The sequence below is a fragment of the Helicobacter acinonychis genome (assembly GCF_900461455.1).
Lineage (GTDB): Bacteria > Campylobacterota > Campylobacteria > Campylobacterales > Helicobacteraceae > Helicobacter > Helicobacter acinonychis.
On record NZ_UGIA01000001.1, the window covers coordinates 174,207 to 188,649 of the forward strand.

The 14,443-nt window shown below is 36.4% G+C and carries 13 protein-coding genes and 1 pseudogene; 11 read left to right on the forward strand and 3 right to left on the reverse strand.

The window, feature by feature from the left end; genetic code table 11:
* Positions 1–74 precede the first annotated feature (74 nt).
* The 7 genes from DYI00_RS00770 (at position 75) to xseA (ending at position 7,669) form a co-directional block, all read left to right on the forward strand.
* A complete protein-coding gene (locus tag DYI00_RS00770) occupies positions 75–1,514 on the forward strand; it encodes an outer membrane protein (RefSeq protein ID WP_104709195.1) in 1,440 nt (479 codons plus the stop codon).
* A gap of 12 nt (positions 1,515–1,526) precedes the next feature.
* Entirely contained in the window at positions 1,527–2,942 is a 1,416-nt protein-coding gene (locus DYI00_RS00775) for an outer membrane protein (RefSeq protein ID WP_104709194.1), read from the forward strand.
* 75 nt (positions 2,943–3,017) lie between these two features.
* On the forward strand, positions 3,018–4,253 hold the full coding sequence (gene purA / locus DYI00_RS00780; RefSeq protein WP_011578181.1) for an adenylosuccinate synthase: 1,236 nt from the start codon (positions 3,018–3,020) through the stop codon (positions 4,251–4,253).
* Positions 4,250–4,678: a flagellar export protein FliJ gene (locus DYI00_RS00785; RefSeq protein WP_011578180.1), complete on the forward strand. Its 429-nt coding sequence runs from the start codon at positions 4,250–4,252 to the stop codon at positions 4,676–4,678. The genes purA and DYI00_RS00785 overlap by 4 nt, the downstream gene beginning before the upstream one ends.
* Entirely contained in the window at positions 4,671–5,351 is a 681-nt protein-coding gene (locus DYI00_RS00790) for a MotE family protein (RefSeq protein WP_011578179.1), read from the forward strand. The genes DYI00_RS00785 and DYI00_RS00790 overlap by 8 nt, the downstream gene beginning before the upstream one ends.
* Complete coding sequence (gene rseP / locus DYI00_RS00795) at positions 5,348–6,394, forward strand: RIP metalloprotease RseP (RefSeq protein ID WP_041600220.1); 1,047 nt, start codon at positions 5,348–5,350, stop codon at positions 6,392–6,394. Before DYI00_RS00790 ends, rseP begins: the two co-directional genes overlap by 4 nt.
* Positions 6,395–6,406: 12 nt before the next feature.
* Complete coding sequence (xseA, locus tag DYI00_RS00800; RefSeq protein ID WP_104709193.1) at positions 6,407–7,669, forward strand: exodeoxyribonuclease VII large subunit; 1,263 nt, start codon at positions 6,407–6,409, stop codon at positions 7,667–7,669.
* Between the two features lie 37 nt (positions 7,670–7,706).
* Here xseA and DYI00_RS00805 read toward each other — a convergent pair whose 3' ends face one another.
* The 3 genes from DYI00_RS00805 to pgi are packed head-to-tail and all read right to left on the reverse strand — an operon-like array spanning position 7,707 to position 11,131.
* A complete protein-coding gene (locus DYI00_RS00805; protein WP_081430811.1) occupies positions 7,707–8,870 on the reverse strand; it encodes a DNA methyltransferase in 1,164 nt (387 codons plus the stop codon).
* Complete coding sequence (locus tag DYI00_RS00810) at positions 8,863–9,477, reverse strand: hypothetical protein (protein WP_011578175.1); 615 nt, start codon at positions 9,475–9,477, stop codon at positions 8,863–8,865. Before DYI00_RS00810 ends, DYI00_RS00805 begins: the two co-directional genes overlap by 8 nt.
* 16 nt (positions 9,478–9,493) lie before the next feature.
* Entirely contained in the window at positions 9,494–11,131 is a 1,638-nt protein-coding gene (gene pgi / locus DYI00_RS00815) for a glucose-6-phosphate isomerase (protein ID WP_011578174.1), read from the reverse strand.
* Between the two features lie 67 nt (positions 11,132–11,198).
* Between pgi and DYI00_RS00820 the strand changes: the two are divergent.
* The 4 genes and pseudogenes from DYI00_RS00820 to DYI00_RS00835 form a co-directional block, all read left to right on the forward strand.
* Positions 11,199–11,846 (forward strand): annotated as a pseudogene (locus DYI00_RS00820) (MFS transporter); the annotation flags it as partial.
* Positions 11,847–12,157: 311 nt separating this feature from the next.
* Positions 12,158–12,637 carry a hypothetical protein gene (locus DYI00_RS00825; RefSeq protein WP_104687649.1) on the forward strand — a complete coding sequence of 160 codons (480 nt, stop codon included), beginning with the start codon at positions 12,158–12,160 and terminating at the stop codon, positions 12,635–12,637.
* Positions 12,638–12,892: 255 nt separating this feature from the next.
* Positions 12,893–13,279 (forward strand): hypothetical protein, encoded by a 387-nt coding sequence (locus DYI00_RS00830; RefSeq protein ID WP_011578170.1) that lies wholly within the window; start codon positions 12,893–12,895, stop codon positions 13,277–13,279.
* An 823-nt stretch (positions 13,280–14,102) separates the two neighbouring features.
* Entirely contained in the window at positions 14,103–14,318 is a 216-nt protein-coding gene (locus tag DYI00_RS00835) for a hypothetical protein (protein WP_041600219.1), read from the forward strand.
* Positions 14,319–14,443 lie beyond the last annotated feature (125 nt).

The following is a 14,443-nucleotide window of genomic DNA, read 5'->3' on the forward strand; positions in this document are numbered from 1 at the left end:
TATTTTACAATTTAAAAGATTTTTGTATTGCATTGAGTTAAAATCGTCCATTAACTACAAGTAAAAGGATCTTTTTGAAAAACCACTCCTTTAAGAAAATGATCACCCTTTCTTTATTATTGGCGAGCATGTGTTTGTGTAACGCTGAAGAAGATGGGGTGTTTTTTGTCATTGATTACCAGACGAGTTTGGCCAGACAGGAATTGAAAAATCCAGGCTATATCCAAGCGCAAAATTTAAAACAATCGCTAAAAGATGGGGCTTTGAGATTGCAAACCGCTGCCGTTCCTTTAGCTTTCTACTTGGACATGCTAGCGAATAAGGCTAAAACTCTTGTTGCAGGTGCAAACGGCACGATGCAAGCAGGGCGGTCGCAAAGTGCACAAACTGAAACAAATCCAGCCCTAGAACAATTGGCAGCATCCATAGGCATTTTAGGGGGATTATTAAATTTGTCTCAACAATATGCCGATCAAAATATCGTTAAACCTTTAGCGATAGATGTAGGGGGTCAAGAGGTCAATATCACAGACGGCATGCTTTTAGCGGCTAAAAGCGTTGTTTTTGCGTTAGGGCAGGTGGGTTTGAAGCAAAACACTAACAACAATCTATACCAAAATTTGATGGAAACCATGCTCTTAGGCACGAATGGGACAAATGGCGAATACAACGGTGTGAGCGTGGGCGATATTGCTACAGGTATGCAAAAATTCACTTCGCAAGCGAGCTTGATAGGAGCGGATTCTACCATCAGCCAGCTTGACGCTTTAGTGAATAACGGCGTTTCTTTAGCCAAAGATACTTTAGGGTTAGGGGATTTTGTTGAACAAAATATTTGTAACAATAATGTATCATCGTGCTTGACCAATTCAAATTACCAGCAAGGGCTAGAGCGATCAAAAGCTTTGGTTAGGTATAATTTAGCCCAGTTTGAAAATGCGTCTAAATCCCTTTATAAAATTTCTTATATCCCTAATCTTTCTTCCACTAAAGATTATCGATCAGCGAGCATGAACGGCTTTGGAGCCAAAATTGGCTATAAGCAATTTTTCACTGAAAAGAAAAATATTGGCTTAAGGTATTATGGGTTTGTGGATTATGGCTATGCGAGTTTTGGCGATACGAGTTTAAAGGTGGGAACCAATTTGGTGACTTATGGGGTAGGGACGGACTTTTTATACAATTTCTTTGAACGCTCTAGAAGAAGAGAAAAAACCTCAATCGGTCTTTTTGTGGGTGCACAAATCGCTGGGCAAACTTGGGATTCTAATGTGGTGCACTTGTTGGATGGGGCAAAGCCTAAAATCAATTCCACTTCGTTTCAGTTTTTATTCGATCTAGGCGTGCGCACCAACTTTGCAAAAAGGAAGATTCGTAAGAAAAGGGTCGATCAGGGGTTGGAATTTGGGGTGAAAATCCCTGTCATCGCCCATCAGTATTTTAAGGCTCAAGGCTCAAGCGCGAGCTATATGCGTAATTTTAGCTTCTATGTGGGCTATGCAGTGGGTTTTTAAGGAGGGCTCTTGATGAAAAAAGCGAATACAAAAGAGATAGAGAATACAAGAATGAAAAAGGGTCAATACCAAACACTCAAAAAAGGGCTTTTAAAAACCGCTCTGCTTTTTAGCCTTCCTTTAAGCGTGGTGTTAGCTGAATACGATGGCTTTTATATGGGGATAGGCTATCAAATCGGTGCTGCACAACAGAGCGTCAATAATGAGGGCAGCACCTTAAGGAACAATGTTATCAATGACTTCCGTCAAGTGGGCGTGGACATTGCAGGGGGTAATGGGCTTTTAAGGGTAGCGTCTAACACGATGATGAACGCTCTTTTAGGGTTAGGCGATCAAATCATCAGCGATGATAATGCGGGTAACACTAGCAACACGCAACTAACCAAATTCAAGCAATTGCTCCCTCAAATCAAGCAACGCTATGAAGCGGATAAAAACGCTTATACCATTCAAGCCTTGCAATCATATTTGAACGATTTGCTCTATAACCTAGTAACGAGTAATACTAGTGGTAATAATAACAGCAAAATCGGTGCAGTCTATGCAAAAACGATAACAACTCTCCATGAAGCTCAAAGCAACTTCAACCTTTTAGCCACAGCGAGCGTGGGGCTTTTGAACGCGCTCACGAGGGTGAGTATCAACAGCGATTCGGCGTTTTTAAATGGGCTTTTAGAACGGATGCAACTTTTTAACGCCACTTCTGCAGAAGAGTTGGGCACGATTGCAACGAGTTTGAATAAGAGCGGTGCTACAGGAGTTGCACTCCAAACGGATGTGCAAGCTATCATGAATCAGATCCGAGCTTATCAAGGGAATTTGCAGCAGTTAAAAGACAGCTTGAATGGATACAATGAGCCTTATTTGCCTCAGTTTGGGTCAGGCAAAAGCTCTCAGCATGGGGTGAGTAATGGCATTGGCGTTCAAATGGGCTATAAGCAATTTTTTGGGGGTAAGAAAAATGTAGGCTTACGATACTACGCTTTCTTTGATTATGGCTTTACGCAATTAGGCAACCTTAATAGCACCATTAACGCCAATATCTTCACTTATGGTGTGGGCACGGACTTTTTATGGAATATCTTTAGGAGGGTTTTTAGCGATCAATCCTTGCATATTGGGGTGTTTGGGGGCATTCAATTAGCGGGCACCACTTGGGATAGCTCTTTAAAAAATCAAATCCAAAACTCGTTTCAAAAAAAACCCACTCCTACGAATTTCCAGTTTTTGTTTAATCTGGGCTTAAGGGCTCATTTTGCAAGCACCATGCACCGCCGGTTTTTGAGCGCGTCTCAAAGCGTTCAGCATGGGGTGGAATTTGGCGTGAAAATCCCAACGATCAATCAAAAGTATTTGAGGGCGAATGGGGCTGATGTGGATTATAGGCGTTTGTATGCGTTCTATATCAATTACACGATAGGTTTTTAAGCTCTTTTTGGGGCTTTGCTTTTATTCTAATAAGCTTTTAAACAATCCAATCTACTTTATTTTAAGGGTAATTTTATGGCAGATGTCGTTGTAGGGATCCAGTGGGGAGATGAGGGGAAGGGAAAAATTGTGGATAGAATCGCTAAAGATTATGACTTTGTGGTGCGCTATCAAGGTGGGCATAACGCAGGGCATACCATTGTGCATAAGGGGGTTAAGCATTCTTTGCATTTAATGCCCTCAGGGGTGCTCTACTCTCAATGCAAGAATATCATTTCTAGCGCGGTGGTCGTGAGCGTTAAGGATTTGTGCGAAGAAATCAGCATGTTTGAAAATTTAGAAAATCGTTTGTTTGTTAGCGATAGAGCCCATGTGATCTTGCCCTACCATGTGCAAAAAGACGCTTTTAAAGAAAAATCTCAAAACATCGGCACGACTAAAAAAGGCATAGGCCCTTGCTATGAGGATAAAATGGCAAGGAGCGGAATAAGAATGGGGGATTTATTAGACGATAGAATTTTAGAAGAAAAGTTAAAGGTGCATTTCAAAGCCATTGAGCCTTTTAAAGAAGCGTATGATTTGAATGAAACTTACGAAAAAGATTTGAGGGAGTATTTTGAACAATATGCCCCAAAAATCCGCCCCTTTATCAAAGACACGACCAGCATGCTGATAGAAGCCAATCAAAAGGGCGAAAAAATCTTACTAGAAGGGGCGCAAGGCACGCTTTTAGACATTGATTTGGGGACTTACCCTTTTGTCACAAGCTCTAACACCACGAGCGCTAGTGCATGCGTGAGCACCGGCTTAAACCCTAAAGCGATCAATGAGATTATAGGTATCACAAAAGCTTATTCCACTCGTGTGGGGAATGGGCCTTTCCCTAGTGAAGACACTACGCCTATGGGGGATCATTTAAGAATTGGGGGTGCTGAGTTTGGTACGACGACAAAACGCCCAAGGCGTTGCGGTTGGTTGGATTTGGTGGCTTTAAAATACGCTTGCGCCTTGAATGGTTGCACGCAATTAGCTTTAATGAAATTAGATGTTTTAGACGGAATCAATGAAATTAAGGTGTGCGTGGCTTATGAAAGAAGGGGTGAAAAATTAGAGACTTTCCCTAGCGATTTGAAAGATTGCGTGCCGATTTATCAAACTTTTAAGGGCTGGGAAAAAAGCGTGGGGGTGAGAAAATTAGACGATTTAGAGCAAAACACTAGAGAGTATATCCGTTTTATTGAAGAAGAAGTGGGGGTAAAAATCCGCCTTATTTCTACAAGCCCTGAAAGAGAAGACACGATTTTTCTATGAAAAAATTCGCTTCTGTGTTGGTGCAATTAAAGACTCTTGCGTTAGAAAAAATAGAGCAAAAGCTTCAAAACAAACGCCTGGAGTTGCAACAAAATGAACAACAGATTTTAAGCAAACAAATGGATTTGAGTGCGTTTAAAAACCCTAATTTTGGGGGAATGAGCCTTTTTTTACAAACCCAACAATTAAAAAGCGCTTTAAGGATAGAGATAGAGCATTACCAACAAGAATGCGAAATTTTGCACGAAAGTTTAAAAATTTTAGAAAAAGACTATCTTTTGGCTAATCAGGAACTAGAAAAAGCTAAAATCATTTTAGAAAAAGAAAAACAAAAAGAAAAAGAAATCATGGAGAAAAAAGAGCAGGCTCTTTTAGATGAAAACGCTATGATTTTACATTGGCAAAAGGAGAGTTTGCATGCGTAAAATCTTACTCACAGGCTTTGTTTTACAAGCGCTTTTTAGCGAAGAAGCCACGCAAGAATTGTTGCAATGTTCTGCGATTTTTGAATCTAAAAAAGCGCAATTGAAAGACGATTTACGCCAATTGAGCGAGAAAGAGCAGTCTTTAAGGATCTTGCAAACCGAAAACGCCCGCCTTTTGGAAGAAAAAAACGAATCATTAAACCAGAAAGAAAAAGAAATAGAAGAAAAACTAAAAAATCTAACCGCTAAAGAAGAAGCCTTTAAAAACTTGCAAGCTGCAGAAAAAAAACGCCTTGAAAATTTGCTCAAAGAAGATGAAGAGATCTTAAGACAAATCAAGCAGGCTAAAGAGGGTAAGATTGGCGAAGCTTATTCTAAAATGAAAGATTCCAAATCGGCTTTGATTTTAGAAAACTTACCCGTACAAAACGCTTTGGAAATTTTAATGGCTTTAAAGCCCCAAGAGTTGGGCAAGATTTTAGCCAAAATGGATCCTAAAAAAGCGGCGGCTTTGACGGAATTATGGCAAAAACCCCCACGAGAAAATCAAGAAAACCAACCCCTAAAAACGACAGAGTCTCCCATAGCGCCCACGCCCCCTAATGCACCAACCATAAAAGAGCCTAATATAAAAGATCCAAACGCGCAAGAGCCTGCATCTAAAGGGGTATGATGGTGGTTGCAGCGATTTTAATGCTAGCGTTTTTGATCTTTGTCCATGAGTTAGGGCATTTCACTATTGCCAGGCTTTGTGGGGTGAAAGTAGAAGTTTTTAGCATTGGTTTTGGTAAAAAACTTTGGTTTTTTAGGCTTTTTGACACGCAATTCGCTTTGTCTTTGATCCCGCTTGGGGGCTATGTGAAATTAAAGGGCATGGATAAAGAAGAAAGCGATATAAATGAGGGTAGCGATAGCTATGTGCAAAAAAGCCCTTCTCAAAAGCTATGGATATTGCTTGGGGGGGCGTTTTTTAATTTTCTTTTTGCGATTTTAGTGTATTTTTTTCTGGCATTAAGTGGGGAAAAAGTCCTACTGCCCGTCATTGGCGATTTAGAAAATAACGCGCTAGAAGCCGGGCTATTAAAGGGGGATAAAATCCTTTCTATCAACCATAAAAAGATAGTGAGTTTTAGAGAGATTAGAGGGATAGTGGTGCGTTCTCAAGGCGAGTTGGTTTTAGAAATAGAGCGAAACAACCAGATTTTAGAAAAACGATTGACCCCTAAAATTGTGGCGATGTTAAGCGATTCTAACGATCCTAATGAAATGATCCAATACAAAGCGATAGGCATTAAGCCGGATATGCAAAAAATAGGCGTTGTCTCTTATTCCTTGTTTCAAGCGTTTAAAAAGGCTTTGATCCAATTTAAAGAGGGTGCTGATTTGATTATAGATTCTTTAAAGCGTTTGATTATAGGAAGCACTTCAGCCAAAGAATTGAGTGGGGTGGTAGGCATTGTGGGAGCGTTAAGCCATGCCAATAGCTTTCATGCACTTTTATTGTTTGGGGCGTTTTTGTCTATCAATTTAGGGGTTTTAAACTTACTACCCATTCCAGCCTTAGACGGAGCACAAATACTAGGGGTTATTTTTAAAAGTATTTTTAATATCACTTTGCCTGTGATCATGCAAAATGCGTTGTGGCTAGTGGGGGTGGGGTTTTTGGTTTTTGTCATGTTTTTAGGGCTTTTTAATGATATTACTCGTTTGCTATAAAAGGGGGAATTTATGGACGCATTGAGCGTGAGCGAAATCAATGCAAAAATTAAAGCCCTTTTGGAAGCGACTTTTTTGCAAGTTAGGGTTCAAGGGGAAGTGAGTAATTTGACTATCCATAAGGTGAGTGGCCATGCGTATTTTTCGCTTAAAGACAGCCAATCAGTGATTCGATGCACCTTGTTTAGGGGGAACGCTAGTAAGCTTAAATTCGCCTTAAAAGAAGGGCAGGAAGTGGCTGTTTTTGGGGCTATTAGCGTGTATCCTCCAAGGGGGGATTATCAAATCAATTGCTTTGAAATAGAGCCTAAAGATTGGGGTTCATTAGCTTTGGCTTTAGAGCAATTGAAAGAAAAATTACGCCTTAAAGGCTATTTTGATAAAGAAAATAAATTACCCAAACCAAGTTTTCCTAAACGAGTGGCAATCATCACTTCTCAAAATTCAGCCGCTTGGGCGGATATGCAAAAGATCGCTTTCAAACGATGGCCGATGTGTGAATTGGTTTGTATCAATACTTTAATGCAAGGGGAGGGGTGCGTTCAAAGCGTGGTGGAGAGTATCGCTTATGCGGATAGTTTTTATAACACAAGAAACGCTTTTGATGCGATTGTGGTGGCTAGAGGTGGGGGGAGCATGGAGGATTTGTATTCTTTTAATGATGAAAGAATCGCTGATGCATTGTATTTGGCTAAAACTTTCAGCATGTCAGCTATTGGGCATGAGAGCGATTTTTTGTTGAGCGATTCGGTAGCGGATTTAAGGGCTTCTACGCCTTCCAATGCGATGGAGATTTTACTCCCTAGCAGCGAGGAATGGCAACAAAAGCTTGATGGGTTTAACTTGAAATTGCAACGCTCTTTTAAAATATTACTCCATCAAAAAAAGGTGCATTTAGAGCATTTAGCGGCTTCTTTAAAGCGATTGAGTTTTGAAAACAAGCACCATTTAAATTCTTTAAAACTAGAGAAATTAAAAATCGCTTTAGAAAATAAAACCTTAGAATTTTTACGCCTTAAAAAAACGCTTTTAGAGAAAATTTCTACCCAACTTTCCACAAGCCCTTTTTTACAAACTAAAACAGAACGATTGAATGCACTAGACAACGCCCTTAAACTCGCTCATGCGCATTTGAAATTGCCAAAATTCGGGGCGTTTGTGAGTAAAAACAATCAAGCGATAGAATTAGAGGAATTAAAAATTGGCGATAAAATTGAATTGAATAACGAAAAAGCCAGAGCGAGTGCTGCCATTTTGAGTGTTGATAAAGCGTAGGGGTTTGAAAAATAATCTTTAAAATAGATTTTGTTTTTTAAAATTTCATATTTAAAATTTCGTATTCACTTCTTTTAATGATCTTTTCTAAACGCAGAAGCATGATATTTGAAATCGTGTTTTGATACCCCTTGTTTTTTAAAATACTAGTAGCTTGCGGATTATTTTTAATTTTTTCTTCTTTTTGACATAAATAGAATGACCAATTCAAATGATAATCCTTATTAACTTCTATAATTGCTTGCGCTGTTGTCCCGCTACCTGCAAAAAAATCTAAAATGACAGAATCTTTAGGGGTGGAGCATAACAATAAATATTTAATCAATTCTACAGGCTTTGGTGTCTTAAAAAGCCCTTTTAAGCCTAATTTTTCTAAATCTCTTGTGCCTTGTCGGCTATAAAAATCCAACACACTCAAACAATTATCTTGTGATTCTTTTAAATAGTATTTTTCATAAGGGCGCTTATTCTTAAAAATCAGTCTGTTTTCATAATGTAATTCCTTAAGCTTTTCATCGCTGCTCCATCCTCTACTTTTTAAGGGTTCTAAAAAAAGATTGATTTCTTCTATCGCTACACTGCGTGGGTTTGAAGGCGTGGATAAATCTTTAGCAAAATAAATTTCACCTTTCTCATCTACTGAATTATAGTTTTTTAAAAAACTAAAATGTTCTTTTTTGGATAGCTCTTTGATTTGTTCTTTTAGGACAAGTTGGGCTTGGGCTTGCCCTTTTTGTTTGAAAATGCTTTTAATCGTTCGCATTAAATCTTTTAATGGTTTAGCATAAACAGGTAAAAGCGTTCGTAAAATTTTAAAGCTAGGAGCGTATGCTTTATTCTTGGCATAGCTTAAAACATACTCATGGGTAATATTGATGTGTTTAGCGTTAGATCTTGTCGCTTGTTTAGTGATAAAAGTGCCTAAAAAATTGTGCACTCCAAAAATTTCATTGGCAATGATTTTAACTTCAGCCATTTGGTTATCATCGATAGAAATAAAAATACAACCGCTTTGTTTTAACACAGCCTTTGCTAAAACCAAATGTTCTTTAATCCATTTTTCGTAGTCAGCATGAGTGTCTTCATATTCAAAATTAGAACTCTTGGTGTTATAAGGGGGGTCTATATAGATAGTTTGGATACTTTCTTTTTCTATTCTTTTTAAACACTCCAAAGCTTCCATAATAAAAATTTTATGCAAGGTAGTTTCCCCAAGAAAAATTACCAAATTTAAGCTTAAAAAGATTGATAAGCTCTTGTTCTTTTAAATCAATGGGTTTCATTTTGAAACTAAATTCCTTGATTAATTTACTGATTCCTATCGTTTGAGTTGAGCGTCTGCTTCCATTATGGCACTCTTTTACTTTTTGTTCTAAATACAAGCCAATTTCAGGGTGCTTCCCATAAACAATGAATAAAAGATTAGAAATATTATTCCACACACCCACGGCTAAAGTTGTTTTAATATCACAAAAAACCTTGGCTTTTTCTAAAGTGGTGTCATTAAAAGTTGCACTCCAAGTCTTACTTTGAAAGGATACTTGTTTGATCTCTAAAAATTCGTTGCCTTGAACTTTTTTAGCATCAAGACCATGTTTTTGGGTATTGATAAGATCATAATCTAAAAATAAAGCCACCATGCTGTCTCTTAACTCATTAAAAAATGAATCATTATCATGTTTATTGTATTTATTTTGAATTTTTTCAATTGGCTTTAACGCTTGACAGCTTTCTGTAATGAAATTTCTATCAATGGGTTCAAAGCACCCTTTATTAAAAAAATCTAAAGACTGATTCAAAAATTGCATATCTAATTTAGCCTTTTTACTGGTTATAATTTTTATACAATTCTATTAAATGCTTGGTAGAGCTGTCAAAAAAAGCGTTGCTTTTATGCCCTTCTAATTCTTGCAAAATCGGCACGGCTAATTCTTTCCCAAGCTCCACGCCCCATTGATCAAAGCTATTAATATCCCAAATAACCCCTTGCACAAAGACTTTATGTTCATAAAGAGCCACCAACGCCCCCATATTACTTGGCGAGATCTTTTCTAATAAAAGGATATTAGAGGGGCGATTGCCAAAAAACACCCTATGGTGGGCTAAATCTTTGGCTTCATCTTTTTCTAATCCTTTAGAAAGCAGTTCGCCAAACGCTTCTTCATAACTTTTGCCTTTCATAAAGGCTTGTGCTTGCGCTAAAACATTGCTGAATAAAATCTCATGATGGCCTTTAGCGTTAGGCTTTTTGTCTAAAGAGGCGATAAAATCAATGGGGATTAAATGCGTGCCTTGATGCAAGAGCTGGAAAAAGGCGTGCTGGGCGTTAATGCCCATATCACCCCAAACAACAGGGCAGGTGTCATAGGGGATTGTTTCGCCTTTTTTACTGATGCGTTTGCCATTACTCTCCATATCCAATTGCTGGATAAATTTAGGGAAATGCCTTAAATATTGATCGTAAGGGGCGATTAAGTGGCTTTTGGATTTGAAAAAATTGATATACCACACGCCAATCAATCCCATTAAAACGGGTAAATTGCTTTCAAAAGGGGCGTTTTTAAAATGTTCATCCATTAAATACGCTCCTTTCAAAAGGGCGTTAAAATTTTTCTTCCCTAAATAGATCATAATGGATAAGCCAATAGCTGACCACAAGCTATAACGCCCCCCTACAAAATCCCAAAATTCAAACATGTTATGCTCATCAATGCCAAATTGCTGCACCGCTTCTTTATTGGTGGATACCGCCACAAAATGCTTAGCGATATGTTTTTCATCGCCGCTCCTTTCTACGAACCATTTTCTAGCGGTTAGGGCGTTAGTTAAGGTCTCTTGGGTGGAAAAAGTCTTAGAAGCCACAATAAAAAGCGTGCTGGCTGGATTGAGCTTTTCTAAAACATCTAAAATCTGTGTGCCATCCACATTAGACACAAAATGCATTTTTAATCTTGGGTGGGCGTAGCGTTTTAGAGCCGTGCAAACCATTAGTGCACCTAAATCTGACCCCCCAATACCAATATTGACAATATCGGTGATCACTTGGTTGGTATAGCCTAGTCTTTTACCGCTCCTCACGCTATCGCTAAAGGCTCGCATGCGTTTTAAAACGCTCCGAACACTTTTTAACACTTCCATATTATCTAGTAAAATTTCAGTGTCGTTCAAGCTCCTTAAAGCGGTGTGTAAAACGGCTCTCTTTTCGGTGGTGTTGATTTTTTCGCCTTTAAACATCGCTTCAATCTTTTCTTTCAAAGAGCAATCTCTCGCCAATTCAAAAAGAAGCTTTAAGGTGGTGTCATTCAAGCGGTTTTTGGAATAATCCAAGCTCAAGCTTTCAAATTGCACAAAATAACGGCTCGCTCGCTCTTTATCTTTAGAAAACCAGTCGCGCATATGCATTTCTTTAATTTCTTCATAATGTTTGAGTAATTTTGGATAAGTTTTTAATTGTGTTAGCATCAATACCCCTTAAATTAAAAGATATAACGCTGTATTATATAGTTTTAATTACAATTTTCAAATGGAAATTTTAAGAAAAAACATTTTAGTTTACTATGGGGCGAATTTTCTCTTAATGATCGCACAAAGTTTACCTCATGCGATTTTAACCCCCTTGTTGCTTTCTAAAGGGCTTAGTTTGAGTGGAATCTTACTCGTGCAAACCTTTTTTAGCTTTTGAGTGCTAGTGGCTGAATACCCAAGCGGTGTTTTAGCGGATTTGATGAGCCGTAAAAACTTATTCCTTGTCTCTAATGTTTTTAACCGCTAGTTTTCCGTTTGTGCTTTTTTTGACAATTTTATTCTCATGCTTTTAGCATGGGGGTTGTATGGTTTGTATAGTGCATGTTCTAGCGGCACGATTGAAGCCTCGCTCATCACAGACATTAAAGAAAATAAAAAAGATTTATCCAAATTTTTAGCCAAAAACAATCAAATCACTTATTTGAGCATGAGCATGATTATAGGGAGTTCTTTAGGATCGTTTTTATACACAAAAATCCATGCAATGATGTATATCGTGGGGATTTTTTTGATCATGTTATGTGCGCTAACGATCATTTTTTATTTTAAAGAAAAAGAAAGGGATTTTAAAAGTCAAAAAAGTTTAAAACTCCTTAAAGTGCAAGTCAAAGGCAGTCTTAAAGAGCTTAAAGACAACCCCAAGCTTAAAATCTGGTAAGGGCAACCTTGTGTCGGTTCGAGTCCGACCTCAGGCACCATCGATTTTATCGGCATCTGCCGACTTCCGACTTTTTTATATAATGTTCAAAATCGGCTCTGGGTTCCACATTAGGTTCCAAATTTTTTTGCGAATTTATAAAAGCAATATATTTAAAGGAGAATGCTATGTATAATTCTAACCATAAACTTGACCCTTGGCTTCAAAAAGGCGAAGCTAATCATAAATACGCACTACAAGAGTAACTTGACAAAACTTATAATCAAAATGAAGAATTTTACGATAACAAAGATATTAAAGACCTTATGGATTATAGAATTTTAACTATAAATAATAATCCTAAAGGTGGACAAATACTATCTACAGAACATCCAATACAATTTAAACATAGCAACATTGATGATTTATATGTTGGCAACACATCACAATATAATGAAAGTAATACTTTTAGGGAATTGGCAAAAACAGGTCATTACTTTTGGATTGATGCAAGCCGGAGCAATAATCCACAACAACAAAATCGAATCAAAGATTGTGCTTTCTGGCAAAATATAGAAACAGTATTAAATGCCCTATCTAAAACAGGTACAGAGATTTTTAAAACAACATTAAAACAATATAAGCACCAAATAAAAGAGATGTCTGCACAAAGAAATTATGCAAATCCTAGATATATTCATATGCCACACACTTACACAGCTTTAGATACTTTACCTATGGTTACTAAAGAGATTTTTAATGTTAGAGGCAAGCAAGTTATAAGAAGTAGATTCAAAGCTACTTAATAGTGTATTAATTCTTGTTGGCAGTAAAAAGTCTGGCAAAGAATTATTTTTTAATAATATTATAAAGCCTTTGTTTAGGAATGAGTATTGCCTTATGATTGATGGTAGCAAATCTGTCTAGCAGAGATACAAAAAAAGTAATTACCAATAAAATTTTTTACAATCTGGATAACATTTCAATTCAGAATATGATAGATAAAAAAGACATTTTACAAGATATTGTGCTTAAAAAAGACAGCAATATAATTAGGTACGGTGATAACGGTCAACAGTCAATATCTGCCTTATGAATTACAAGATGTTGAGGATTCTGTATTTAAAATAGAAGATGATATAGATAAAATACACTTAGCGGATGGGTATGTTTGTGATAATCTGAATGATTATTTGGCTAATGATTTAATAGGTTTTTCTACAATTTTAAAATACTATAATTCCAATATATCTTTATCTTATTTAAAAGATATGGATACAAGTAGAGAACCGAATTTAAAAGAGTGTGCCGCTGAATTTCATCACAAGATTATATCGAACAAAAATATTACGAAGGATGTGAGGCACGCTTTAATTCAAACTGGAAAAGCGACCAATCAGGCTTTAGGAGATTTAGATACAGTATATAACAGATACAAAAAAATATGAAATCAACACTTAAGAGTTTTATTTAATTATGAGTATGGATTTAATGCTAGTGTTGTAAAATTATATGGGCTATTGAGAGAGCTAACGCCAAAGATACCAGAAAGTAATTCTCCCAAAGGAGTGCAATATTTCTGTTTTGAGAACTTCCATTAAGCCTTAATTCCCCAAAACAATAAGCGCACTATTAAAGCATCGTTAATCTTGTTGCCTTAATAACGCGCTTATGTATCAAAATATAAAACCCTATAAAAATATTTATATAATATGTACTTAAATAATAATACTATATTTATAATAAAATTCTTTACTCATTATTAGAGATACCAAAAAAACTAACTTTTAACAAGACTATTCTTAAAAACTTCCTGATTTTAATCTTACTTTTTTGTAAATTTATTGTTAAATTAATATTTATATTTTAATATAAAAATATTTAATATATATTGTGTTCATTATTGGGTTTATTATTGTTTTTTTAAATAAAATTGCAGCCAAGTAATCTATCTATTATTTTTAATAATAAACAACAAAAAACACGATAATAAACATTATATTAGGTATGCTTAAACCGCCTATTATTTCTAGGTATATTGAGCCATTTGTTGTTTATCTTTACAAAAAGTATTATTTTGTTTTATTCTCGCAATTTATCGCGATATTTTTATGCCTATTCACAAGTAATACAAAAAGAATTTGCTATTTAATTTTATATTATAAAAGTAAATACAATTTATACATATAACTAAATATTGCTGCGTATTTGGTTTTACTTTTTTTTACCAAATGTATATCCATTGAGAAGAAAACTCGAAAGGATTTCGCAATGGAAATTTACACAAACTACGAACAGCTTTTGCCTAAAGGTTCACTCTTTAGCATTAAGGATATTGGGGAGATAGGATTAATCAAATCTGATATGTTAAGGAAGCTCATTTTTCACAGAGAGATTGAGGTAGTCAAAATGGGCAAAAAGAATTTCATCAGCCGACAGGTACTTATAGCTTTCCTAAAAGAAAATACCTTGTCTGCTAGAAGATAACAAGCAAAGTTAAATTACAAAAGCAAATAATCCAAATACAAATAGCATAAACAATAGAGCGGTAAGAACAAACACTACACTTAGATAGATTTTAACCCACATGATACAAACCTAAATTCAAAGCA